The following is a 22,082-nucleotide window of genomic DNA, read 5'->3' as shown; positions in this document are numbered from 1 at the left end:
CCCTCCGCGCCCCCGCCCGCCGCGGGCCCCCGCGTGGCCACCCCGGGCGGCCTGCCCGTACGGCCCCCGGGGCGCACCATGGCCGCCGCCGACCGCGGGCGGCCCGAGCCGGGCTCCGCCCCCTCGGCCGCCGAGACGGCGCACGACAAGCCCGTTCGCGACGTCGGCGCCCAGTTCGGCGCGTTCCACCGCGCGCGCCGGCAGCCGGGCCAGTCGCCCCAGAGCCCGCCGGAGTAGTCCGCCCGCCACTCCCCCGCCTGCGCGCCCGGGGGGTCGCAGGCGCGCCCATCCGCCCGTACGGGAACCGTACGAGAACCGCAGGAAACGTAGGGAACGCATGCAGACCACTGACAACAGCCTCACCTGGCTTCTGGAAAGCCTGCTGGAAGGCACCCCGGGCACGCGCCACTCCCTGGTGCTCTCGCGGGACGGCCTGAAGCTGTGCTGGAGCAAGCATCTGACGCTCGATCAGGCCGATCAGCTCGCCGCCATCTGCTCCGGCATCCAGGCGCTCGCCCAGGGCGCCTCGGTGGAGTTCGGCAACGGCAGCGGCGGCGTACGGCACTCGATGACCGAGTTCCACGGCGGACTGCTGTTCATCGTCGAGGCGGGCGACGGCGCGCATCTGGCCGTCGTCGCCGAGGACGGCGCCGACCCGGGCCTGGTCGGCTTCCAGATGACCGAGCTGGTGCAGCAGATCGGCGAGCATCTGCGGGCGGAGCCCCGGGTGCCGTCCCGGGAGAGTCCGCGCTCATGACCCGCCGCCCCGTCGACACAGGCGACCCGGACCGGCTCTATACCGTCACCGGCGGCCGCAGCCGCGCTCACGACGACTCCTTCGACCTGGTCACGCTGATCGTGAGCGAGTGCGAGCCGCACCCGGGCATGCAGTCGGAGCATGTGCGGATCCTCGGCATGTGCCGCCATCCCACCGCGGTCGTGGAGATCTCAGCGGAGCTGAGGCTGCCGGTGACGGTGGTGCGGATCCTCCTCGGCGACCTCCTCGCGACCGGGCGCATCACGGCCCGCCACCCGCGGGCGGCCCGCGCCGTCGCGTCCCTGCCCGACTCGGACCTCTTGAAGGAGGTGCTCCATGGACTCCGCAACCTCTGAGCTGCCGGCCCGCACACCGCTGGGCGACACCGCCGAGACCGGCCTGAAGATCGTGATCGTGGGCGGCTTCGGGGTCGGCAAGACCACCCTGGTCAGATCGGTCAGCGAGATACGTCCGCTCAACACCGAAGAGGTGATGACGCAGGCGGGCGTCGGCGTGGACGAGACGGCCGGCCTGGCCGCCACCAAGACGACGACCACGGTGGCCTTCGACTTCGGCCGGATCAGCCTCAACGACCATATGATCCTCTACCTGTTCGGCGCGCCCGGACAGGAGCGGTTCTGGTTCCTGTGGGACCGGCTCTTCTCCGGCACGCTCGGCGCGGTGGTCCTGGTCGACACCCGGCGGATGAGCGACTCCTGGTACGCGATCGACCGGCTGGAGCACCACAAGACCCCCTTCGTGGTCGCGGTCAACCGCTTCGACGACGACATGGCCGCCTTCTCCCTGAGCGAGATCCGGCAGGCTCTGTCGCTGCCCGCGCACGTGCCGCTGATCGACTGCGACGCGCGGGTGCGCTCGTCGGGCAAGCACGTCCTGATCAGCCTCGTCGACCACCTTCACCAACTGGCCATGGCCCGGGAGACGACCCCATGAACGAGCCCACCGGCCCCGCACCCGACCCCGCCTCCGCTGCGGTCCGCGAGCGCGGGTCCGGGCCCGCCCCAGGCCCGGCCCCCGGCTACCCGGACCCGGCCGGCTGCCCCGCCCACGCGGGCGCGATCCCCCTGAGCGGTCTGGAGTACCAGCAGACGCCCTCCGAGCTGTACCGCTCGATGCGCCGCGAGCACGGCGCGGTCGCGCCGATCCTGCTGGACGGCGACGTGCCCGCCTGGCTGGTGCTCGGCTATGCCGAGGTCACCTATGTGACCAGCCACGACGACCTGTTCGCCCGGGACTCCCGGCGCTGGAACCGGTGGGCGTCCATCCCGGCCGACTGGCCGCTGATGCCGTTCGTCGGCTACCAACCCTCCGTGCTGTTCACCGAGGGAACGGAGCACCAGCGGCGCGCTGGCGTGATCACCGAGGCCCTGGAGGCCGTCGACCAGTTCGAGCTCGCCCAGTGGTGCCGGATGATCGCCGACCAGCTGATCGACGGCTTCGCGGGCAGCGGGCAGGCCGAGCTGATGGCCGCGTACGCCCATGCCCTGCCGATGCGGGCGGCGGTCCAGATGTGCGGGATGCCCGCCCGCGGCGCGGACACCGAGGACCTGGTGCGCGATCTGCGGATCTCCCTGGACGCCGACGAGGGCGACGACCCGGTCGCCGCGTACGTACGCGTCCAGGAGCGCATCCAGCAGCTGGTGAAGGACAAGCGGGCCGCGCCGGGACCGGACGTCACCTCCCGGATGCTCGCGCACCCGGCCGGGCTGGCGGACGAGGAGATCGTCCAGGATCTGATCTCGATCATCGCGGCGGCGCAGCAGCCGACCGCCAACTGGATCTGCAACGCGCTGCGTCTGCTGCTGACCGACGACCGCTTCGCGCTGAACGTCTCCGGCGGCCGGCTCAGCGTCGGCCAGGCCCTCAACGAAGTGCTGTGGCTGGACACTCCGACCCAGAACTTCATCGGCCGGTGGGCGGTGCGCGACACCCAGCTCGGCGGCCGTCGGATCCGGGAGGGCGACTGTCTGGTGCTGGGCCTGGCTGCGGCCAACACCGATCCGCAGATCTGGCCCGAGGGCCATGTCGGCCCCGAGAACTCGGCCCATCTGTCGTTCGGCAACGGCGAGCACCGCTGCCCCTATCCGGCCCCGCTGCTGGCCGACGTCATCGCTCGCACGGCCGTGGAGACGCTGCTGGAGCGGCTGCCCGACGTGGTGCTGGCGGTGGAGCCGGAGGAGCTGACCTGGCGGCCGTCGATCTGGATGCGGGGGCTGACCTCGCTTCCGGCGCAGTTCACGCCGGTGGTGCAGTAGCGGCCGCGGGGACGGGGGCCGGACAGGAAGCCGGTCCCCGCCCCCGCCCGGGCTCAGCCGACCGGGGTGAACCGTACGGGCAGCGACTTCGGGCCCCGGGTGAACACCCCTTGCTCGGACGGTACGAAGCCGTCCGCGAGCCGCATGTCCGGCATGGCGTCCAGGAGCTGGCCGACGCCGGTCTCGACCTCGGCCTTGGCCAGCAGCGCGCCGACGCAGAAGTGGCGGCCGAGCGCGAAGGCCAGATGGTCGGCGGCCGCGGAGAAGGCGTTCGTCACGGTGAGATCGTCGCGGAAGAGGTCGAACCGGTCCGGGTCCGCGTAGCGCTCGGGGTCGCGGTTGGCGGCCCCGATCAGACAGGTCACGGTCGCCCCGGCGGGGACCACGCCGCCGCTGAGCGTGACCTCCGCGGCGGTCTGCCGCATGATCATGTGCACCGGCGGGGTGAAGCGCAGGGTCTCCGCGAACGCCCGGGCGATCAGGCCGCGGTCCTCGCGAACCGCCGCGAGCTGCTCGGGGTGGGTCAGCAGATTGGCGAAGACGCCGGCGATCGCCTTGTCCGTGGTCTCGCCGCCGGCCGCGAGCAGAAGGCTGCAGAAGGCCTTGACGTCCTCGTCGTCCATCCGCACGCCGTCGACCTCGGCCGCGCAGAGCGTGGAGAGCAGGTCGTCTCCGAGGTTCTCGCGCCGCTCCCGGATGATCGGGAACATGTACTCGGCGAACTCGACGCGGGTCCGCTCGCCGGCCGCCGCCACCTCCGGGTCCCCGGCGAGATTGCCGAGGAAGGCGATCACCGAGGTGTACCAGCCGTGGAACCTGGCGTGGTCGCCCTTGTCCAGGCCGAGCATGTCGGCGATGACGTTGACCGGGAAGCGGGTGGCGAAGTCGTCGACCAGATCGGCCTCGCCCTTGTGCCGGACGGAGTCGATCAGCTCCCTGGCGTTGCGCTCGATGACCGGCAGGAACGTGTGCTGGAGGTCGGCGCCGCGGAAGGCGGGCGCCACCAGCGCCCGGCGCACCGCGTGCTCACGGCCGCTGAGCTGCAGGATCGTCTTGCCGTGGACGGGCTCGACCTGCCAGTCGTAGTTGTCGGTGGTGAACACCGAGTCCTTGTCCTTGAACGCCCGCTCGACGTCCTCGTACCGCGAGACGAGATAGCTCTGCGTGGGCTCGTGCCAGATCAGCGGGGCGCTCTCCCGCATGGCGCGGTAGACGGGATAGGGGTCCGCCGCGAACTGCGCCGAGAGTATGTCGGGGACCTGCTGTGCGGTGGCCATGGAGCTCCCTTACATGAGTAATGGGCAACGCTCACCAGGCTATTGATCATCCGTCAGGTCCGACAGGGGCCCCCGCTACTGGGACGGGGTCGCCTCGCGGTGTCCCTTGACGAGCTCCAGGTACATCACGGCGTTGAGCTTGATGCCCTCGCGCTCCTCGTCGGTCAGCTCGCGCTTGACCTTGGCGGGCACGCCGGCGACCAGGGAGCCGGGCGGCACGATCATGCCCTGGGGCACCAGCGCCTGGGCCGCGATCAGCGAGCCGGCGCCGATGTGCGCGCCGTTGAGGACGGTGGCGCCCATGCCGACCAGCACGTCGTCCTCGACGGTGCAGCCGTGCAGTACGGCGTTGTGGCCGACCGACACGCGCTCGCCGACGGTGACGGGGAAGCCGGGGTCGACGTGGACCGTGCAGTTGTCCTGGATGTTGCTGTCCGCGCCGAGGACGATGGGGCCGCAGTCGGCGCGCAGCACCGCGTGGTACCAGACGCTGGAGCCCGGGGCCATGACGACCTCGCCGATCACCACGGAGGTGGGGGCGGCGAAGGCGTCGGGAGCGATGCTCGGCTCCTTGCCGCCCACGCCCGCGATCAGTGCCCGTCCCGTCATGGCCGTGTCTCCTTCTGCGTACGTGGGGGAGTCTCGCGCGCCGGTCGGGCGCCGGGTCAGTCGGCCGCGCCGACGGACGCCGGCTCGGCCGACGGCTGCTCCTGCGCGGGCCGGGCCTCGGCCTGCTCGGCGGCCTTCTTGGCGCGGCTCTTGAGGACCAGCATCGAGGTGAGGCCGATCAGCACGGCGAGGACCAGCCCGATCCAGGAGAACCGCTTGAGCCAGGCCTCCGCGACGACGCCGACGGAGTAGACGACGGCGGTCGTGCCGCCGGCCCAGAGGATGCCGCCGAAGACGTTGGCGATCAGGAACTTCCAGTACGGCATGCGGAGCACGCCCGCGAGCGGTCCTGCGAAGATCCTCAGCAGCGCGACGAAGCGGCCGAAGAAGACGGCCCACATGCCCCACTTCTCGAAGGACCGTTCCGCCATGGCGATCTGGGCGTCGCCGAAGTGCTTGGGGAACTTCCCGCCGAGCCAGGCCAGCAGCGGTCGCCCGCCCTTGCGCCCGATCGCGTATCCGATGGAGTCGCCGATGATCGCGCCGGCGGTGGCGCAGGCGCCGAGGATGTACGGATTGATGTCGCCGTGCTGGGAGGCGAGGAGCGCCGAGCTGACGAGGACGATCTCCCCGGGCAGCGGGATGCCGAGGCTCTCGAGCCCGATGACCACCCCCACCAGGAGGTAAATGCTGACTGCGGGGACAGTCTCGAGCCACTCCTGGACGTGCACGCGCAATCCTTCCGGTCGCGCCGGGCGGGTCCTGCCCGGCGGGCGCCCCCGTCGGCGCACGCCGGGCAGCCTACCTGGTCAGGCAGGCGACCCGACGATCGGACCGCGGCGTTACGCGTTGGGGCGCAGCGTCCACAGGATGGTCATCTCGCCGGTCACGGCGCCGTCCTCGCGCTGGATGGAGATGTCGACCGGGAACTCGGGGCGCAGGCCCTCGTCGAGCTCCTTGACGACGTCGGCGATCGGCCGGCCGAGGGTGGCGGTCGCGGTGACGGGGCCCATCGCCAGCTTCTTGTAGCCGATCTCCGCCTTGACGGCGAGCGGCACGGCCCGGTTCATCTGGTCGCCGAAGGCGGCGATGACGATGGCGCCGCTCGCGGACTCGGCGAGGGTGAACATGGCGCCGGCGTGCGGTCCGCCGACGTGGTTGTGGAAGTCGGGCTGGTCCGGAAGGCGCAGGACAGCACGCTCGGCGGTGGTCTCGAGGAACTCCAGGTTGAGGGTCCGTGCCATGGGGACGGTGGCGGCGAGCATCTCGCCGACGGTCATCTGTTCAGCGCTCATGGAACGCGATGTTACCCACGAGTAGCAGCGTTGGCCAGAGCCCGGAGGGGGCGGCCGTGGCACGCATTGCGCCACACCTCTATGGTTACTCGCCATGTGGCCAGGACAGCAGCCGCCCGGGGGCGAGCAGAACCCGCAGGATCAGAACCCGTACCAGCAGCCGGGTTACCAACAGCCGAATCCTTACCAGCAGCCCGGGTATCAGCAGCCGGGCTACCAGCAGCCCAACCCGTATCAGGCGCCGACGGCGCCGCAGTACGCCGTGCCGGGACAGCCCCCCGGCGCCCCGCAGCCGCCGCGGGACGACAAGAAGAAGACGACGATCGTCGCGATCGTGGCGGCGACCGCCGTCGTCGCGGTGGCCGCCGTCACCGGCTTCATCGTGCTCAAGGACGACGGCAAGGGCACCTCGGACGAGGGCTCCAAGGTCAGCCCCTCGAAGTCCGAGGAGAAGAAGGAGTCGTCGAAGCCCGACGGCTCCTCGGGCACGACGCCGACGGAGAACCCGCGCGGCGGCGACTCCGCCAAGCCGGTCATCGAGGGCTGGAAGGTCGTCAGCAACCCCAAGCACGGCACGCTGTTCGACGTGCCGGCCGACTGGGAGGTGTCCGGCTCGGGCGTCAGCACCTTCTTCGAGGACGAGAAGAAGGGCGACGGCTCGCCGGTCGTCGTGATGTCGGCTCCGGCCCACTTCAAGAGCAAGTGGTGCGAGTTCGACAGCAACAAGGACGGCAAGAACGAGACCTACGGTCTGGCCAGCACCGGCACCAAGGGCGGCAAGGGCGCCAAGGACACCGCCTCGGCGGCGTACAACGAGGCCGGCAACTGGGTGTGGGCGGGCTACGCGCAGACCGAGCCCAAGGGCACGGTCAAGATCGCCAAGGCCAAGGACTTCACCACCAAGTCCGGCCTCCAGGGCAGCGTCTCGACCGCCACGGCGCTCGGCGTGAAGAAGGACAACAAGTGCGAGACCGACGGCAAGTCGATCGCCTTCTCCTTCAAGGACTCCAAGGGCGATTTCAAGTCGTGGATCCTCTACTCCAACACAGGCGTCCCGGACGAGATCCCGGACGCGACCATCCAGCAGATTCTGAGCACCGTGCGGCTCTCGGGCACGGCGGCGCCGGCGTCCTAACGCGCCAGGCCGCGCGCCGCGCGCGGTAAGTCGTTTGGCGCGGCGGGGCGGCAGCGGGGATAGTCCGTGGGTGACGTCTCCCGCCGCTCCCCGCCGCCGTGCCCGCCGTCCTGAATGGGCAGGCCGCAACTACTCCCTGCTGACCGCCGCCTCGATCATCACCAACCTGGGCAGCCACGGCGCCCTGATCGCAGCGGCGTTCGCGGTGCTCGAGTCCGGCGGGGACGGCGGCGACGTGGGCCTGGTCGCGGCGGCCCGCACCCTCCCCCTCGTCCTGTTCCTGCTGATCGGCGGGGCGATCGCCGACCGGCTGCCCAGGCACCGGGTGATGGTCGCGGCCAACGCCCTCAACTGCGTCTCCCAGGCCGCGTTCGCCGTCCTCGTGCTGGCCGGCGACCCGCAGCTGTGGCAGATGATGGCCCTGACCGCGCTCTGCGGCACCGGCCAGGCGTTCTTCAATCCGGCCGCCGAGGGCATGCTCCTGTCCAGCGTCAGCGGGGAGCACGCCAACCGCGCCTTCGCCCTGTTCCGGATGGCCATGCACGGCGCGGCCATCGGCGGCGCCGCGCTCGGCGGCGCGATGATCGCCGCGGTCGGGCCCGGCTGGGTGCTGGCCGTCGACGCGGCGGCGTTCGCGCTCGCGGGCGCGCTGCGCGCCTTCCTCGACGTCAGCCATATCCCGGCGCGCGGCGCCGGCGGCGGACTCCTCGCCGATCTGCGGGACGGCTGGAAGGAAGTCAGCGGCCGGCCCTGGCTGTGGGCGATCGTCGCCCAGTTCTCGGTGGTGGTCGCGGTGGTCGGCGCCGCGGAGTCGGTGTACGGCCCCTTGGTCGCCGAGGACGAGCTGGGCGGGGCCGCGCCGTGGGGCGCCGCGCTCGGCGCGTTCGGCGCGGGCACCCTGGCCGGCGCGGTGCTGATGATGCGGTGGAAGCCCCGGCGGCTGCTGCTGGCCGGAACCCTGTGCGTCTTCCCGCTGGCCGCGCCGTCGGCCGCGCTCGCGGTGCCGCTGCCGACCCTGGGGCTCGCGGCGGTGATGTTCGTCAGCGGCGTGACGATCGAGGTGTTCGGCGTCTCCTGGATGACCGCGCTCCACCAGGAGATCCCCGAGGACAAGTTCTCGCGGGTCTCGGCGTACGACTGGTTCGGCTCGGTGGCGATGCTCCCGCTGGCCACCGCGCTGGCCGGGCCCGCGGAGAGCGCGTTCGGCCGGCGCGAGGCGCTGTGGGGGTGCTCGGCGCTGGTGGTGCTGGTGACGGCCGCGGTGCTGTTCGTCCCGGACGTGCGCAACCTCACCCGCCGCACCAAGCAGGTGGCGGGCGCCTCCCCGGCCGCGGGCGCCTCAGCCGACGCTGAAGGACCCGTCGGGCGGCTCGGGTGAGGCCACCGCGTCCTCGTCCCGTACCGGCCTCGCGTCCCCGAGGAGCCGCGCCAGCCGCGGACCGTGCTCGACGCGCGCGGGGAAGACGTCGGCCGCGGCGCGGCGGGCCAGGGGCGCGGTGTCGATCGGGGTGCGGGAGGCGAGCAGCACCGCGTTGCCGAAGCGCCGGCCGCGCAGCACGGCGGGCTCGGCGACGAGCGCGAGGTGCTCGAAGACGGCGGCGAAGGTGGCCAGTTGGGAGCGGAGGAACGCGAAGGGCGCGCCGTCCGCGAGGTTGGCGGCGTAGATCCCGCCAGGTCGCAGGACGCGTTCGGCGGCCCGTGCGTACGCGAGGGAGGTGAGGTGCGCGGGCACCCGCGAGCCGCCGAAGACGTCGGCGATCAGGATGTCCGCACAGTCCGCCGGGGCCGCTTCGACGAAGGCGCGGGCGTCCGCGCCGTGCACCTCGATGCCGCTGTCGTCGGGCAGGGGCAGCTGTTCGGCGACCAGTGCCAGCAGGCCGAGGTCCGCCTCGACCACCCGCTGGCGCGAGCCGGGGCGGGTGAGGGCCGTGTAGCGGGGCAGCGTGAGCGCGCCGCCGCCCAGATGCAGCAGATCGAGCGGAGCGCCCTCGTCCGCGGCGCAGTCGACGACGTGGGCGAGCCGGCGGACGTACTCGAACTCCAGATGGGCGGGGTCGTCGAGGTCGACGTACGACTGGGGCGCGCCGTCGACGGTCAGCAGCCAGGCCCGTTCGCGGTCGACGTCGGGCATGAGCTTCGCTGTGCCGCCGTCGACGTCGCGGAGGACGGGTATCTGCTCGTTCACCGTCTCATTGTGCCCGGGCCGGCCTCCCGCTTGGGCCCGGGCTGGCCTCCCGCTTGGGCCGGGGCCGGCCTCCCGCGAGGTGCGGGAGACCGGCCGGGCGCCTGCCGGGCCGGCGCGGTCAGACCAGCGCGGTGACCGTGCCCGCGCCGACCGTGCGCCCGCCCTCGCGGATCGCGAAGCCGAGGCCGGGCTCGAGCGGCACGTCACGGCCGAGCTCGACGGTCATGGCGACCGTGTCGCCTGGTCGCGCGAGCGCCGCCGCGCCCAGGTCGACGTCTCCGACGACGTCCGCGGTGCGGATGTAGAACTGCGGTCGATAGCCGGTGGAGACCGGGGTCGTACGGCCGCCCTCGCGCGCCGACAGGACGTACACCTGCGCGGTGAAGCGCCGGCTCGGCACGACGCTGCCGGGCGCCGCGACCACATGGCCGCGGCGGACCGCGTCGCGTGGCATGCCGCGCAGCAGCAGCGCGACGTTGTCGCCGGCCTCTGCGGACTCCATCGGCTTCCCGAAGGTCTCCAGGCCGGTGACGACCGTCTCGACGTCGGCGCCGAGCACCTGTACGCGGTCGCCGACGCGGACCGTGCCGCGCTCGACGGCGCCGGTGACGACGGTGCCGCGACCGGTGATGGTGAGGACGTTCTCCACCGACAACAGGAACGGCGCGTCCGTGTACCTGACGGGCATCGGCACATAGGTGTCCACGGCGTCGAGCAGCGCCTCGACGGCCGCGGTCCAGCGCGGGTCGCCCTCCAGCGCCTTGAGGCCGGAGACGCGGACGACGGGCGCGGCGTCGCCGCCGTAGCCGTGGGCCGTCAGCAGCTCGCGGACCTCCAGCTCCACCAGGTCGGTGAGCTCGTCGTCGCCGGCGTCCGCCTTGTTGAGGGCGACGACGATGTGGTCGACGCCCACCTGGCGGGCGAGCAGGACGTGCTCGGCGGTCTGCGGCATGACGCCGTCGAGCGCGGAGACGACGAGGATCGCGCCGTCCAGCTGCGCCGCGCCGGTGACCATGTTCTTGATGTAGTCGGCGTGGCCCGGCATGTCGACATGGGCGTAGTGACGGGTGTCGGTCTCGTACTCGACGTGCGAGATGTTGATGGTGATACCGCGGGCGGCCTCCTCCGGGGCCCGGTCGATCCGGTCGAACGGGACGAAAGTACCGGTCCCCCGGTCGCTGAGGACTTTGGTGATGGCGGCCGTCAACGTGGTCTTGCCGTGGTCGACGTGGCCCATGGTGCCGATGTTGAGGTGCGGCTTGGTGCGCACGTATGCCGTCTTGGGCATGGGATTCTTCCTCGGAAATCGAAGCGGGAGCGGGACCCCTGGGCCTGGCCGACCCTCCCCCTGCGGGGTCCGCCGGACGATCCGGGAAGGGTCAGCTTCGGGCGCCGTCGATGGGCGCTTCGGCAGCGGCGACAGCAGCTGCGACGGGGAAGGGGGCAGCCTTCGGCGCGTCCGCGAGAGCGGACGTCGCTGAGTGGAAGGCGTGCCGGAACATGTCCTCGATGATCGCCGACGGGCTCGGCCGCGTCGAATGGTTTTCCCCGCAGGCCAGTTCAGGGAGCCGGGGAGTTCAGCAGTCGGCGGGCCGCCCGGTCACAGGTTCTTCATGGCCTCGCGCACGGACAGCGGCGCGAGCCGGTCGCGGGCGCCCTCGACGAAGTCGCGTACGGCCTCGGGGTCGGTCTTGGCGTACTCGCGCAGGCTCCAGCCGATCGCCTTGCGGATGAAGAAGTCGCGATGGCCGGCCTGGCGCAGACAGTAGGAGAAGAGCCGCTCGGCGTCGGTGGCCTCTCTATAGCGGAGCTGATGGAGCAGCGCGGTCCGCGCGATCCATAGGTCGTCGTCCTCGATCCAGGCGTCCATGACCGCCGCCAGCTTCGGGTCGGCCGCCACCAGCGGGCCCACCACGTGCGCGGCCAGCAGGTCGACGGTGTCCCACCAGGGCACGGTGACGATCAGATGGCGGGCGACGGGGAGGAAGCCGGACGAGCAGCGGCCGACGTGAACGCGCAGATAGTCGACGGCGAAGTACTGGTACTCGCGCTCGGGCAGCTCCCAGCAGCGCAGCGCGAGCGCGGCGCAGTCCGCCTCGTCGGGGCGCGGGGTCCCGTCGAGGACCGTGCGGGACAGGGCGCGCCGGGCAGGGGTGGGGATGCCGAGGAACGGCGCGACGCCTTTCATATAGGCGGCTGCCTGCACGGCGCGGGCGGCGTCCGCCCCGGTGGGGTACACGGCGGTGAGCCGCGTCAGCACGGTCTCGGCGAGATCGCTGCGGGGGACGGCGGGCGGCATGAGCCTCACATTACGGCGATCACGGCAGTTTGTCGGTTAGTCTCCCCGGATGCTCGACCCCGTCCCCAGGCCGGCATCCGGTCTCGCCGTCCGCTGCACCAGGGCCCTGTTCTCGCCCTGGTCGCGGCTGTCTCTTCTGGTGGCCCTGCTGGCTTCGGCGGCGGCCGCGGTGGTGGCGTACGAGCCGCAGCGCCTGCTGTCGGCGGGCTGGCCGCCGCAGCTGAGCGGCGCGGCGGCGGTCGTGATGTTCGGCGTGGCGTACGGGGTGTGCACGGCGGCCTTCGTGCCGCGCCCGCTGCTGAATCTGGCGGCCGGAGCGCTCTTCGGCGCGCAGGCCGGGCTCGTCTCGGCGATCGCGGGGACCGTGCTGGGCGCGGGCATCGCGTTCACGCTCGGCCGGGTGCTCGGCCAGGACGCGCTGCGTCCGCTGCTGAAGGGCCGCCTGCTGACGGCGGCGGACGGCCAGCTGAGCCGGCACGGCTTCCGCTCGATGCTGGCGATCAGGCTCTTCCCCGGCGTGCCGTTCGCGGCGGCCAACTACTGCGCGGCGGTCTCGCGCATGGGCTACCTGCCCTTTCTGCTGGCCACGGGTCTGGGCTCGATCCCGAACACCGCGGCGTACGTGGTCGCGGGCAGCCAGGCGAGCTCGCCGACGTCTCCGGCGTTCCTGGTCGCCATGGGCTTCATCGTGCTGACGGGCGCCGCGGCCGCAGCGGTGGCCTGGCGCAAGCGCCATGGGCTGAGGGGGAAGAGCGCCGCGGACGACTGCGCACCGGACACCGCACCCGACCCCTGCGCACCCGAGGCCGTCCCGGTGTCGAGCGCCTCCAGCGCCTCCAGCGCGGCCTGACCGCGGCCGGCGCCCGCGCCCGCGTCCGCCGACCCTGCGGCTTCGGCCGGACGTCCGTACGAGGCTCGCCCGCAGCTCACCGCGCCGCGCGCCGCCGTCGAGGGCGAGGGCCCCTCGGGAGCGGGCGGGGACGGGTCCTCGGACCACCCGCCCGCGCGCGGCCCGCCCCATAGGGCCCGCGGGAATCCCCGTCATCTGAGGGCGCTACGCTGCCCCCGATCGGCGCTTGATCCAGACCACGACGCGCCGTCAGCCATCGCGAGCGCCTGACAGACTGTCAGCCAAGCCAGCAAAGGGTCAGCATTCCGCATGACGACGACCGCACGCGCCACCGCACACGCCGCCGGATGAGCGCAGCCGCACACCGACCGGCAGTCGATACCTCATCGCTGACCCGCGTGCTCGCCGGTCAGACCGTGATCATCTCTTGGGTGGCGTAGTTCTCACATGTCTTGGTTCGCATCATTCGTCCTCGGGCTCGTCCAGGGTCTGACCGAGTTCCTGCCGATCTCCTCCAGTGCGCATCTGAGGCTCACCGCCGCCTTCGCCGGCTGGGACGACCCGGGCGCCGCGTTCACCGCGATCACTCAGATCGGCACGGAGACGGCCGTCCTGATCTACTTCCGCAAGGACATCGTCCGGATCGTCTCCGCCTGGTTCCGCTCGCTGACCGACAAGTCGCTGCGCGGCGACCACGACGCCCAGATGGGCTGGCTCGTCATCGTCGGCTCGATCCCGATCGGCGTGCTCGGCGTCACCCTTAAGGACCACATCGAGGGGCCCTTCCGCGATCTCCGGCTGATCGCCACGACCTTGATCGTCATGGGCATCGTCCTCGGCATCGCCGACCGCCTCGCCGCGCGCGACGAGACCGGCGGCAAGCACCGCGCGATCCGGGAGCGCAAGACGCTCCAGCAGCTGAGCGTGAAGGACGGCCTGATCTTCGGCTTCTGCCAGGCGATGGCCCTGATCCCGGGCGTCTCCCGCTCCGGCGCGACGATCAGCGGCGGCCTGCTGATGGGCTACACCCGCGAGGCGGCGGCGCGGTACTCGTTCCTGCTGGCCATCCCGGCGGTCCTCGCCTCCGGCGCGTACGAGCTGAAGGACGCGAGCGAGGGCGGGCACGTCGACTGGCCGCAGACCGTTTTCGCCACGATCATCGCTTTCGCGGTGGGCTACGCGGTCATCGCATGGTTCATGAAATTCATCACTACGAAGAGTTTCATGCCGTTCGTGATCTATCGGGTGCTGCTCGGAATCGTGCTGTTCATCCTGGTCGGAACCGATGTCCTGAGCCCCCACGCGGGCGAGTCCGGGGACTGAGGCTCCTCCTCGCGGGGCAGACGGCGCTCGGATCGAGGCCTTAGCCTGTGGGCATGTCCCCCGATCCCAGAGAGACCCGTCCCACGCGCCCCACGTTGTCCGCAGCCGAGCTGAACACCCGGATCCGTGAGCTGTGGGCGGACGGGGAGCTGCCGGACGAGCGCCGTCCGGAGTACGAGGCGCTGGTGCTGGAGTGGGCCGCGGCGACGCACCTGGCCATGGGACGGGCCGCCTGACCCTCTCGGTCCGCGGCCCCCTCTGAGAGCCGTCGCCCCTCGCGCACCGGCCGCTCGCCGCCCACGGGCATCACCCGAGCGGCCCCGCCGGCACCGCCCGAGAGCATCACCCGAGCGGCCCCCACGCACCGTCCGAGCAGCCCGCCCCGTCCGACCTGCGAGCGGGGCGCCCATGGCGCACCCTGGGGCCATGGCCTGGCAAGCACCCGTCGTCGTGCACCCGCCCGCCCCCGAAGGCGGGCGTCGTGTCACCGTGCGCGGCGAGGACGTCGGCACGGCGCGCAGCGACAGGGACCTCGTGGAGTTCCTGCGCCGGGCCGGTCTCGACGACGCCGACATGATCCTCGACGATCCCCACCTGGTCGAATGGCGCGGCGGCCGCGCCCACCAGGGATACGCCGCCTGAGGCTCGCGCGGCCCGAAGCGCCCGCGAACTCGGCTAGCCTGAGTGCACGATGAACCGTTTGACCACGTCATGGGGCGCGTACGACCTCACCCGCTTCCCCGAGGACCCCCGCGACACGCTCCGCGCCTGGGACGCCGCCGACGAGTACCTGCTCCGGCAGCTCAAGGGACAGGACGCGAGCGATGCCGCGGCTCCCACCGACCTCTCCGGCTCGGTGGCCGTCGTGGGCGACCGCTGGGGCGCTCTGGTCACCTCGATCGCCCAGCACCGTCCCGTGCAGATCACGGACTCCTTCCTCGGCCGGCAGGCCACGCTCGCGAACCTCGCGCGCGCCGGTGTGGACGCCGGCGCCGTACGGCTGCTGTCGGTCCGGGACACGCCGCCGGAGCGGATCGACGTCCTGCTGATCCGGGTGCCCAAGAGCCTCGCTCTGCTCGAGGACCAGCTGCACCGCCTCGCGCCCGCGGTGCACGCCGGCACGGTCGTCCTGGCGGCCGGCATGGTCAGCGAGATCCACACCTCCACCCTGAAGCTGTTCGAGCGGATCATCGGCCCGACCCGGACCTCGCTGGCGGTGAAGAAGGCGCGGCTGATCTTCTGCACGCCGGATCCGCGCATCGCGCGCGGCGCCAGCCCCTGGCCGCTGCGGTACGCGCTCCCCGACGACGTCGGCGGCCTCGCGGGCCTGCCCGTCACCAACCACGCGGGCATCTTCTGCGCCGAGCGCCTCGACATCGGCACCCGCTTCTTCCTCCGGCACCTGCCGCGCCGCCACGGCCCCGAGCGGGTCGTGGACCTCGGCTGCGGCAACGGCGTGGTCGGCCTGGCCGCCGCGCTGGCCAACCCCGAGGCGGCGGTGACCTTCGTCGACGAGTCGTACTCCGCAGTGGCCTCCGCCGAGGCGACGTACCGCGAGAACGTCGCCGCCGAGGACGCCAGGGCGGAGTTCCTCGTCGGCGACGGCCTCTCCACCGTGCCGGACGCCTCGGTCGACCTCGTGCTGAACAATCCGCCGTTCCACTCGCACCGGGCGACGACCGACAGCACGGCCCGGCGGATGTTCGGCGACGCCCGGCGCGCGCTGCGCCCCGGCGGCGAGCTATGGGTCGTCGGCAACCGGCATCTGGGCTACCACGTGCGGCTGCGCCGCCTCTTCGGCAACTGCGAAGTCGTCGCCGGCGACCCGAAGTTCGTCGTCCTGCGCGCCGTCAGAGACTGACGGCGCGCGGCCCCTCCAGGCCCCTTCAGCGCCCGGCCTGCCAGGTGGCGACGGCGGACTCGAGGAAGGCGTCGAACGTCTCCCGCTGCTGGAGGGTGAACAGCAGCGCATGCGGATGCCCCGCCGCCAGGTGGGCGGGCGGGGCGTCCGGCTCTTCGGCCGTGCCGAACCACACATGGCCGTTGACCAGCAGCGTCGGCACCCGGTGCGTGACGGACACGACGTCCTCGAAGCGGATCACCGCGTCCCGGTTCCCTCCCAGCTTCGCTATCCGACGGCGGGTGATCTCCACCCGGTCCTGGTGCAGCACGGCCCTCGCCAGATAGCCGTCGAAGGTCAGCGGCTGCCACCGCGGTCGCAGCTCGTTCATCGGCGCGCGTCGCCGCCCTGCCAGCGCTCGTACGGAATCCGTGAGATCTCCCGTACGTCGCCTAGCGTGCCCCACTCGTCCCTGCCCAGCCGGGTCAGCGGCGCCAGCCTCGTCACCTCGGGGTGTCCGTCGACCATGACCTCGTCGCTGATCGCCGCGTGCACCACGCGGCCGAAGACGACGGTCGAGTCGCCGAGCCGCACGGTGCTGTGCAGCTCGCACTCCAGGGCCACCGGGGACGATGCGACGCGCGGCGGCTTCACCCGCAGGCTGCCCTCCCGGGGCACCCCGACCGCGTCGAACTCGCTGATGCCGCGCGGGAAGTCGGTGGCGGTCGCGTTGATCTCCTCGAAGAGCGACTCGGGCGCGAAGTTCACCACGAAGGCGCCCGTGTCCTCGATGTTGCGCAGCGAGTCCTTCCGGCCGACCGAGGTGAACTGGACGACCGGCGGCGAGACGCAGGAGATCGTGAAGAAGGAGTGCGGGGCGAGGTTGTCCGTGCCCTCGGCCGAGGTGGTGGAGATCCAGGCGATCGGGCGGGGCACGACGACAGCGGTCATCAGCCGGTAGAAGGTGTCGCGGTCGCACTGGGCGGGGTCGAAATCGATGCGCATGAGGGCAGTATGGCGGGTGATACTCGACGTCAGCGGATCACCGGCCCCGTCCCCAGGGTCCCCTGCCCTCGATCCGCGGCGAAGGAGCGCAGCACATGACGTACGTCGCCGACGACGGCCGGTACTCCGGCATGCGGTACCGGCGCTGTGGGAACAGCGGCGTCCGGCTCCCCGAGATCTCTCTGGGCATGTGGCACAACTTCGGCGACACCAGCCCCATGGAGACCCAGCGCGCAGTGCTGCGCCGGGCTTTCGACCTCGGGGTGACCCACTTCGATCTGGCCGACAACTACGGCACGCCCTTCGGCTCCGCGGAGGCGAACTTCGGCGTGCACTTCCGGGCCGACTTCCGTCCGTACCGCGACGAGCTGTTCGTCTCGACGAAGGCGGGCAACGAGATGTGGCCGGGGCCGTACGGCGAGTGGAACTCGCGCAAGCATCTGCTGTCCGGCCTCGACCAGTCGCTGCGCAGGCTCGGCCTGGAGTACGTGGACGTCTTCTACTCGCACCGGCCGGACCCGGACACTCCGCTGGAGGAGACCATGGGCGCCCTGGCCACGGCCGTGCGCCAGGGCAAGGCGCTGTACGTCGGGCTGTCCAACTACAGTCCCGAGGCGACCGCGGAGGCCGCCTCGATCCTGCGGGAGCTCGGCACTCCCCTGCTGGTCAACCAGCACCCGTACTCGATGCTGGAGCGCCGGATCGAGGACGGTCTGCTGACGGCGTCCGATGCGGCGGGCGCGGGTCTGGTCGCCTTCTCCCCGCTCGCGCAGGGGCAGCTGACGGACCGCTACCTCAAGGGCGTTCCGGCCGACTCCCGGATGGCGGCCGGCCGCTATCTGACCCGCGACGTCCTCACCGAGGAGCGGCAGGAGCTGCTGCGCTCCCTGGACGCGCTGGCGCGCGGCCGCGGCCAGACGCTCGCTCAGACGGCGCTCGCCTGGCTGCTGAGGGACGCCCGGGTCACCTCCGTGCTCGTCGGCGCGAGCAGCGTCCGCCAGCTCGAGCAGAATCTGGGGGCGCTAGACGCCGCCGCGTTCTCGGACGCCGAACTGGCGGAGATCGACCGAATGCTGACCAAGAGCGGGTGACAGACGTGCCGGTCTCTTGGCCTGGGGCGTCGTCTGCCCGACACTGATCCGATGACGCAGCGCGTGGATCTCGCGACCGTGATGGACCGGCTGACCATCGACGAGCTGGTCACCAGCTACGCGATCGCCGTGGACGATGGGGACTGGAGCGCCTATAGAGCTCTCTTCGCACCGGACGGGCGTGCGGACTACCGCAGTTCGGGCGGGATCGAGGGCCCGGCCGCCGAGGTCGCCGACTGGCTGGCGGAGGCGATGCGGCTGTTTCCCGTACGCCAGCATCTGATCGTCAACCGGCGCCTGAGCATCCAGGACCTGGGCGGATATCCGGGCGACCGGGCGGATGTGCAGGCCGACTATGTGAACCCGATGCGGTTGGAGTCGGGAGAGGACTTCGTGTCCGGCGGGCGGTACGCGTTCAGCGTCCTCCGTACGGACCTGGGGTGGCGGCTGCGCGCTGTGGTGATCCAGGAGAAGTGGCGCAGACCCGGCGCGGTCCTCGGCGAGGCCTGAGGTCTGAGGTCTGAGGTCTGCGGTCTGAGTTCTGAGGCGGGGGCCGAGGGCGAGGGCCGGGGGCCGGTCGGGAGCCGGGTCCTGGGCGGTTTCGGAGCCGGGCCGGGGCAGCGGGCGGGCGACTGTGCTCTGTCGGCCGCCGCCGTCCTCCCGCACACTGGAGAGGGACACTGCTCGTGGGCTGGACGAGGAGGCGCGGTATGCGGATTCCGGTCGGCCGGCCCGAGCGGCGGACGGGACCCGGGCAGTCGGCGACGCCCGAACGGCGTACGGCGTGGGCCCGGCGGTGGGCCGATCGCTCTCGAGAGCTGCTGACGTCCCCTCGACGGCGCGGCGTGGCCGCGGTGGCGGCGGGGGCGCTTCCCGCGCTCGCCTTCCCCGAGCCGTCGCTCTGGTGGTTCGCGTATGTGGCGCTCGTCCCCTGGATGCTGCTCGTCCGCTCCGCGCCCACCGGCCGCCGTGCCGCGGTGGAAGGCTGGCTCGGCGGCATCGGCTTCGTGCTCGCCGTGCACCACTGGCTGGTGCCGAGCCTGCATGTGTTCATCGTGGTGCTGGCCGCGCTGCTCGGACTGATGTGGGCGCCGTGGGGCTGGCTGGTGCGGCGGCTCCTCGGCGGCGTGCCCTCCCCGGGCCGTTCCGCGGCGGCGATCGCCGTCGTCCCGTCCGCCTGGCTGATGATCGAGCTGACGCGGTCCTGGGAGGCCCTGGGCGGCCCCTGGGGACTGCTCGGGGCCAGCCAGTGGGAGGTCTCCCCCGCTCTGCGGCTGGCGTCGGTGGGCGGGGTGTGGCTGGTGAGCCTGCTGGTGCTGGCGGTGAACACGGCCGTCACCGTGCTGGCAGCGGTTCCCCGCTCGCGCACCCCGGCGGTGGGCGGGATCCTCGTCTGCGCGCTCACCACGTCGGCGGCCTGGCTCTGGGCCCCGCAGCCGCGGGCGGCCGGCGGGACCACGATCGCGGTCGTCCAGCCGGGCGTCGTCGGCGGCGCCGACAGCGTCGACCGCCGCTTCGACGTCAGCGAGCAGCTGACCCGGGAGCTGGCGGGCCAGGACCTCGATCTGGTCGTCTGGGGCGAGAGCAGCGTGGGCGCAGATCTGCGCGAGCGCCCCGACCTGGCCGCACGGCTGGCGGTGCTCTCGCGCCAGGTGGGCGCGGAGCTGCTGGTCAATGTGGACGCCCGCCGGGTGGACCCCGACGGGCAGGCCGGGATCTACAAGAGCTCCGTCCTCGTCGGCCCGCAGGGCCCGACCGGAGACCGCTACGACAAGATGCGGCTGGTCCCCTTCGGCGAGTACATACCCGCCCGTTCGCTGCTGGGGTGGGCGACCTCGGTGGGCAAGGCGGCGGGCGAGGACCGGCTGCGGGGCGCGGGCCCGGTGGTGATGACGCTGCCCGGCGAGGGACGGGGCGGACTGCGCGTGGGCCCGCTGGTCTGCTTCGAGTCGGCGTTCCCCGACATGAGCAGGCGGCTGGTGCGCGACGGCGCACAGCTGCTGATCGCCCAGTCGGCGACCTCGTCCTTCCAGGGCAGCTGGGCGCCTGAGCAGCATGCCTCGCTGGCGGCGCTGCGGGCCGCCGAGAGCGGCCGGCCGATGGCGCACGCCACGCTTACCGGCGTCAGCGCGGTGTACGGGCCCGGCGGCGAGCGGATCGGCGCCCCACTCTCCACGGACACCGTCGGCGCCGCCGTGTACGACGTCCCGCTCGCCGAGGGCTCCACGCTGTACGTCCGGTTCGGCGACTGGCCCGTCTATGGAGCGCTCGCCGTGCTGGCCGCCCTGTGCGCGGCCGGGGGCCTGCGCCTGCTCAGGCCGCCTGCTGCTCCAGAGCCCGGAGCACCACCCGCTCGCACAGCTCGTGAGTCCGCAGCGCGTCCTGTGCGCTGAGGAGCTTGCCCGCGCGCACGGCGTCCAGGAAGGACAGCACCGACTGCTCGATGCCGCGCTGGCGGGCGACCGGCACCCAGTCGCCGCGCCGGCGCACGCTCGGCTGCCCCTTGTGGTCGACGATCTCGGCGAGGTTGCGGACCTCCCGCTTGGTGTCCTGGCCGGACACTTCGAGGATCTCCTCGGCGGAGCCGCTCATGCGGTTCATGGTGCCGATGGCGGTGAACCCGTCGCCGGACAGCTGGAGGACGACGTGGTGCATCAGCCCGTCGACCATCCGCGCCTGCACGTCGATGTGCTCGACGGGCCCGGGGGCCAGAAAGCGCAGGGTGTCGACGACGTGGATGAAGTCGTCGAGGACGAGGGTGCGAGCGTCCTCGGGGAGGCCGACGCGGTTCTTCTGCATCAGGATCAGATCGCGCGGGTGCTCCAGGCACTGGGCGTAGCCGGGCGCGAGCCGGCGGTTGAAGCCGACGGCGAGGCTGGTCCCGCGCTCCTCGGCGAGCCGCACCAGCCGCTCGGACTCGGCCAGTTCGTACGCCAGCGGCTTGTCGACGTAGGTCGCCACGCCCGCCTCCAGCAGCCGGCCGACGATCTCGGCGTGCGCGGAGGTCGGGGCGTGCACGAAGGCGGCGTCCAGGCCCTGGTCGAGCAGCGCCGCGAGGTCGGTGTGGCGCTGCCCGGCCGGGACGCGGTGGGTGTCCGCGACGCGGGCCAGGGTGGCCGCGGTGCGGGTCTGGAGGTGGAGTTCGACTCCTGGCAGGGCGGTGAGCACGGGGAGATACGCCTTCTGCGCGATGTCTCCGAGCCCGATGCAGCCGACCTTCACAGGGGCCTCCCTCAATGCTGTGCCGGCGGGCCGGCGTGTACGTCCTGTGCCCCGGCAGCATACGTGCGCCGCGGCGGCCGCCAGTCGGCGATGCCGTCGAAGGTCCGCAGCACGACGCCGGGTCCCAGACGGCTGACGCCGGACATCGCGGCGTCCCGCACCGCGACGGCCGGGGCGCTGGTCAGGGACATCATCCGGGCGACCCGTGCGGCCTTGCGGACGACGGCGCTCGTGCGCGGCAGCCGCTCGGCGCTGTAGGCGGCGAGGCCCGCGCCCATGTCGTGGCCGGGGGCGAGGTGATGGGCGAGGACGATGCCGTCCTCGATGGCCTGGTTGCCGCCCTGGCCCAGGGTGGGGGCCATGGCGTGGGCGGCGTCGCCGAGCAGCGCGGTCCGGCCGCGGTGGAAGGCGGGCAGGGCGTCGAGCAGGTGGTGGACGTCGTGGCGCAGCACCTGCTCCGGCCGGGCGGCCGCGATGATCGCGGGGATCGGGTCGTGCCAGTCGGCGAACCGGCGCGTCAGCTCGGCCTTCTCGTCGTCCGCCCGGGCGCCGGCGGGGGCGACGGCCGCCGCGTAGGCGTAGATCCGGCCGTCCTTGAGCGGCTGGGAGCCCCAGAGCGCGCCCGCGCCCCAGGTCTCGTGCGGGGCGAAGGGCCGGCCGAGCGCGGGGACGACCACGCGCCAGGTGGTGAGCCCGGAGTAGGACGGGCCCCCGTGGCCGGGGAAGAGGGCGCGGCGCACGGCGGAGTGGATGCCGTCCGCGCCCACCACGAGGTCGGCCTCGATCTCGCCGTCCGGCGTGGCCACCACGGCCGAACGCCCGCCCGCGCGGCCCGCGTCGACGAGCGAGGCGGGCTCCACGACCGTCCCGCCGGTCCACCCGGTGACCTCGCTCACCAGATCGGCCAGCTCGCGCACC

Annotated in this window: 25 protein-coding genes and 1 pseudogene; 15 read left to right on the top strand and 11 right to left on the bottom strand. The window is 72.5% G+C overall.

The genetic code is table 11. The features are described 5' to 3' along the window. From AB0M39_RS36860 to AB0M39_RS36840, 5 genes and pseudogenes are all read left to right on the top strand, one after another. Positions 1-237, top strand: a pseudogene (locus AB0M39_RS36860) (ATP-binding protein); the annotation flags it as partial. A gap of 100 nt (positions 238-337) precedes the next feature. Then, positions 338-757, top strand: a complete 420-nt coding sequence (locus tag AB0M39_RS36855; RefSeq protein ID WP_365371949.1) for a roadblock/LC7 domain-containing protein — start codon at positions 338-340, stop codon at positions 755-757. After that, positions 754-1,113 carry a DUF742 domain-containing protein gene (locus tag AB0M39_RS36850; RefSeq protein WP_365371946.1) on the top strand — a complete coding sequence of 120 codons (360 nt, stop codon included), beginning with the start codon at positions 754-756 and terminating at the stop codon, positions 1,111-1,113. The genes AB0M39_RS36855 and AB0M39_RS36850 overlap by 4 nt, the downstream gene beginning before the upstream one ends. Next, positions 1,094-1,711 (top strand): ATP/GTP-binding protein, encoded by a 618-nt coding sequence (locus AB0M39_RS36845; RefSeq protein ID WP_365371944.1) that lies wholly within the window; start codon positions 1,094-1,096, stop codon positions 1,709-1,711. The genes AB0M39_RS36850 and AB0M39_RS36845 overlap by 20 nt, the downstream gene beginning before the upstream one ends. After that, positions 1,708-3,033: a cytochrome P450 gene (locus AB0M39_RS36840; protein ID WP_365371941.1), complete on the top strand. Its 1,326-nt coding sequence runs from the start codon at positions 1,708-1,710 to the stop codon at positions 3,031-3,033. Before AB0M39_RS36845 ends, AB0M39_RS36840 begins: the two co-directional genes overlap by 4 nt. 53 nt (positions 3,034-3,086) lie before the next feature. On the opposite strand, the gene AB0M39_RS36835 is transcribed toward AB0M39_RS36840, so the two are convergent. The 4 genes from AB0M39_RS36835 to AB0M39_RS36820 all read right to left on the bottom strand — a co-directional run bounded on the left by AB0M39_RS36835 (position 3,087) and on the right by AB0M39_RS36820 (position 6,199). Continuing rightward, entirely contained in the window at positions 3,087-4,310 is a 1,224-nt protein-coding gene (locus tag AB0M39_RS36835) for a cytochrome P450 (RefSeq protein WP_365371938.1), read from the bottom strand. A 75-nt stretch (positions 4,311-4,385) separates the two neighbouring features. After that, complete coding sequence (locus AB0M39_RS36830) at positions 4,386-4,919, bottom strand: gamma carbonic anhydrase family protein (protein WP_365371936.1); 534 nt, start codon at positions 4,917-4,919, stop codon at positions 4,386-4,388. Between the two features lie 56 nt (positions 4,920-4,975). Continuing rightward, positions 4,976-5,650 (bottom strand): DedA family protein, encoded by a 675-nt coding sequence (locus AB0M39_RS36825; RefSeq protein WP_365371934.1) that lies wholly within the window; start codon positions 5,648-5,650, stop codon positions 4,976-4,978. Between the two features lie 111 nt (positions 5,651-5,761). Further along, positions 5,762-6,199: a DUF4442 domain-containing protein gene (locus AB0M39_RS36820; RefSeq protein ID WP_365371951.1), complete on the bottom strand. Its 438-nt coding sequence runs from the start codon at positions 6,197-6,199 to the stop codon at positions 5,762-5,764. Positions 6,200-6,308: 109 nt separating this feature from the next. Between AB0M39_RS36820 and AB0M39_RS36815 the strand changes: the two genes are divergently transcribed. Next, entirely contained in the window at positions 6,309-7,349 is a 1,041-nt protein-coding gene (locus tag AB0M39_RS36815) for a hypothetical protein (protein ID WP_365371932.1), read from the top strand. Between the two features lie 70 nt (positions 7,350-7,419). After that, the gene (locus tag AB0M39_RS36810) at positions 7,420-8,727 is read left to right on the top strand and encodes an MFS transporter (protein ID WP_365371930.1); all 1,308 of its coding nucleotides are present in this window, start codon (positions 7,420-7,422) and stop codon (positions 8,725-8,727) included. On the opposite strand, the gene AB0M39_RS36805 is transcribed toward AB0M39_RS36810, so the two are convergent. The 3 genes from AB0M39_RS36805 to AB0M39_RS36795 form a co-directional block, all read right to left on the bottom strand. Then, the gene (locus AB0M39_RS36805; RefSeq protein WP_365371927.1) at positions 8,689-9,534 is read right to left on the bottom strand and encodes a fused MFS/spermidine synthase; all 846 of its coding nucleotides are present in this window, start codon (positions 9,532-9,534) and stop codon (positions 8,689-8,691) included. The two genes, AB0M39_RS36810 and AB0M39_RS36805, sit on opposite strands and share 39 nt — an antisense overlap. Before the next feature lie 118 nt (positions 9,535-9,652). Then, the gene (gene tuf, locus AB0M39_RS36800; protein WP_365371925.1) at positions 9,653-10,822 is read right to left on the bottom strand and encodes an elongation factor Tu; all 1,170 of its coding nucleotides are present in this window, start codon (positions 10,820-10,822) and stop codon (positions 9,653-9,655) included. Positions 10,823-11,134: 312 nt separating this feature from the next. Further along, complete coding sequence (locus AB0M39_RS36795; protein WP_365371923.1) at positions 11,135-11,833, bottom strand: DNA alkylation repair protein; 699 nt, start codon at positions 11,831-11,833, stop codon at positions 11,135-11,137. A gap of 49 nt (positions 11,834-11,882) precedes the next feature. On the opposite strand from AB0M39_RS36795, the gene AB0M39_RS36790 reads away from it, so the two are divergent. The 5 genes from AB0M39_RS36790 (at position 11,883) to AB0M39_RS36770 (ending at position 15,867) form a co-directional block, all read left to right on the top strand. Continuing rightward, positions 11,883-12,683 carry a TVP38/TMEM64 family protein gene (locus AB0M39_RS36790; protein ID WP_365371921.1) on the top strand — a complete coding sequence of 267 codons (801 nt, stop codon included), beginning with the start codon at positions 11,883-11,885 and terminating at the stop codon, positions 12,681-12,683. Positions 12,684-13,130: 447 nt separating this feature from the next. Beyond that, on the top strand, positions 13,131-14,006 hold the full coding sequence (locus AB0M39_RS36785) for an undecaprenyl-diphosphate phosphatase (protein WP_365371918.1): 876 nt from the start codon (positions 13,131-13,133) through the stop codon (positions 14,004-14,006). Between the two features lie 53 nt (positions 14,007-14,059). After that, on the top strand, positions 14,060-14,242 hold the full coding sequence (locus tag AB0M39_RS36780; protein ID WP_365371916.1) for a hypothetical protein: 183 nt from the start codon (positions 14,060-14,062) through the stop codon (positions 14,240-14,242). A gap of 190 nt (positions 14,243-14,432) precedes the next feature. Then, a complete protein-coding gene (locus tag AB0M39_RS36775) occupies positions 14,433-14,648 on the top strand; it encodes a hypothetical protein (protein ID WP_365371914.1) in 216 nt (71 codons plus the stop codon). A gap of 49 nt (positions 14,649-14,697) precedes the next feature. After that, the gene (locus AB0M39_RS36770) at positions 14,698-15,867 is read left to right on the top strand and encodes a methyltransferase (RefSeq protein WP_365371912.1); all 1,170 of its coding nucleotides are present in this window, start codon (positions 14,698-14,700) and stop codon (positions 15,865-15,867) included. A gap of 25 nt (positions 15,868-15,892) precedes the next feature. On the opposite strand, the gene AB0M39_RS36765 is transcribed toward AB0M39_RS36770, so the two are convergent. Then, positions 15,893-16,237: a hypothetical protein gene (locus AB0M39_RS36765; RefSeq protein WP_365371910.1), complete on the bottom strand. Its 345-nt coding sequence runs from the start codon at positions 16,235-16,237 to the stop codon at positions 15,893-15,895. Beyond that, positions 16,234-16,851 (bottom strand): flavin reductase family protein, encoded by a 618-nt coding sequence (locus AB0M39_RS36760; protein ID WP_365371908.1) that lies wholly within the window; start codon positions 16,849-16,851, stop codon positions 16,234-16,236. The genes AB0M39_RS36765 and AB0M39_RS36760 overlap by 4 nt, the downstream gene beginning before the upstream one ends. Before the next feature lie 95 nt (positions 16,852-16,946). Between AB0M39_RS36760 and AB0M39_RS36755 the strand changes: the two genes are divergently transcribed. The 3 genes from AB0M39_RS36755 to lnt all read left to right on the top strand — a co-directional run bounded on the left by AB0M39_RS36755 (position 16,947) and on the right by lnt (position 20,335). Next, positions 16,947-17,942, top strand: coding sequence for an aldo/keto reductase (locus AB0M39_RS36755; protein WP_365371906.1), 996 nt, complete (start codon positions 16,947-16,949; stop codon positions 17,940-17,942). Positions 17,943-17,993: 51 nt separating this feature from the next. After that, positions 17,994-18,452, top strand: coding sequence for a nuclear transport factor 2 family protein (locus AB0M39_RS36750; RefSeq protein WP_365371904.1), 459 nt, complete (start codon positions 17,994-17,996; stop codon positions 18,450-18,452). Between the two features lie 200 nt (positions 18,453-18,652). Continuing rightward, positions 18,653-20,335 (top strand): apolipoprotein N-acyltransferase, encoded by a 1,683-nt coding sequence (lnt, locus tag AB0M39_RS36745; protein ID WP_365371901.1) that lies wholly within the window; start codon positions 18,653-18,655, stop codon positions 20,333-20,335. Here the strand turns inward: lnt and AB0M39_RS36740 are convergent. After that, complete coding sequence (locus AB0M39_RS36740) at positions 20,256-21,164, bottom strand: Gfo/Idh/MocA family oxidoreductase (protein WP_365371899.1); 909 nt, start codon at positions 21,162-21,164, stop codon at positions 20,256-20,258. The genes lnt and AB0M39_RS36740 overlap by 80 nt on opposite strands. Positions 21,165-21,175: 11 nt before the next feature. Further along, on the bottom strand, positions 21,176-22,082 hold a 907-nt coding region (locus AB0M39_RS36735; RefSeq protein WP_365371897.1), incomplete at its 5' end, for an FAD-dependent monooxygenase.

The sequence above is a fragment of the Streptomyces sp. NPDC051907 genome (genome assembly GCF_040681075.1).
GTDB lineage: Bacteria > Actinomycetota > Actinomycetes > Streptomycetales > Streptomycetaceae > Streptomyces.
This window is presented reverse-complemented; position numbering and strand designations above follow the sequence as displayed.

Bases quoted from the DNA above. Each gene is read 5' to 3' on its own strand.
- AB0M39_RS36750 (WP_365371904.1), top strand. From the start codon at position 17,994: ATGACGCAGCGCGTGGATCTCGCGACCGTGATGGACCGGCTGACCATC.
- AB0M39_RS36765 (WP_365371910.1), bottom strand. From the start codon at position 16,237: ATGAACGAGCTGCGACCGCGGTGGCAGCCGCTGACCTTCGACGGCTAT.
- AB0M39_RS36850 (WP_365371946.1), top strand. From the start codon at position 754: ATGACCCGCCGCCCCGTCGACACAGGCGACCCGGACCGGCTCTATACC.
- AB0M39_RS36840 (WP_365371941.1), top strand. From the start codon at position 1,708: ATGAACGAGCCCACCGGCCCCGCACCCGACCCCGCCTCCGCTGCGGTC.
- AB0M39_RS36845 (WP_365371944.1), top strand. From the start codon at position 1,094: ATGGACTCCGCAACCTCTGAGCTGCCGGCCCGCACACCGCTGGGCGAC.
- AB0M39_RS36855 (WP_365371949.1), top strand. From the start codon at position 338: ATGCAGACCACTGACAACAGCCTCACCTGGCTTCTGGAAAGCCTGCTG.
- AB0M39_RS36835 (WP_365371938.1), bottom strand. From the start codon at position 4,310: ATGGCCACCGCACAGCAGGTCCCCGACATACTCTCGGCGCAGTTCGCG.
- tuf (WP_365371925.1), bottom strand. From the start codon at position 10,822: ATGCCCAAGACGGCATACGTGCGCACCAAGCCGCACCTCAACATCGGC.
- lnt (WP_365371901.1), top strand. From the start codon at position 18,653: ATGCGGATTCCGGTCGGCCGGCCCGAGCGGCGGACGGGACCCGGGCAG.
- AB0M39_RS36755 (WP_365371906.1), top strand. From the start codon at position 16,947: ATGACGTACGTCGCCGACGACGGCCGGTACTCCGGCATGCGGTACCGG.
- AB0M39_RS36785 (WP_365371918.1), top strand. From the start codon at position 13,131: ATGTCTTGGTTCGCATCATTCGTCCTCGGGCTCGTCCAGGGTCTGACC.
- AB0M39_RS36770 (WP_365371912.1), top strand. From the start codon at position 14,698: ATGAACCGTTTGACCACGTCATGGGGCGCGTACGACCTCACCCGCTTC.
- AB0M39_RS36760 (WP_365371908.1), bottom strand. From the start codon at position 16,851: ATGCGCATCGATTTCGACCCCGCCCAGTGCGACCGCGACACCTTCTAC.
- AB0M39_RS36815 (WP_365371932.1), top strand. From the start codon at position 6,309: ATGTGGCCAGGACAGCAGCCGCCCGGGGGCGAGCAGAACCCGCAGGAT.
- AB0M39_RS36795 (WP_365371923.1), bottom strand. From the start codon at position 11,833: ATGCCGCCCGCCGTCCCCCGCAGCGATCTCGCCGAGACCGTGCTGACG.
- AB0M39_RS36830 (WP_365371936.1), bottom strand. From the start codon at position 4,919: ATGACGGGACGGGCACTGATCGCGGGCGTGGGCGGCAAGGAGCCGAGC.
- AB0M39_RS36820 (WP_365371951.1), bottom strand. From the start codon at position 6,199: ATGACCGTCGGCGAGATGCTCGCCGCCACCGTCCCCATGGCACGGACC.
- AB0M39_RS36790 (WP_365371921.1), top strand. From the start codon at position 11,883: ATGCTCGACCCCGTCCCCAGGCCGGCATCCGGTCTCGCCGTCCGCTGC.
- AB0M39_RS36780 (WP_365371916.1), top strand. From the start codon at position 14,060: ATGTCCCCCGATCCCAGAGAGACCCGTCCCACGCGCCCCACGTTGTCC.
- AB0M39_RS36775 (WP_365371914.1), top strand. From the start codon at position 14,433: ATGGCCTGGCAAGCACCCGTCGTCGTGCACCCGCCCGCCCCCGAAGGC.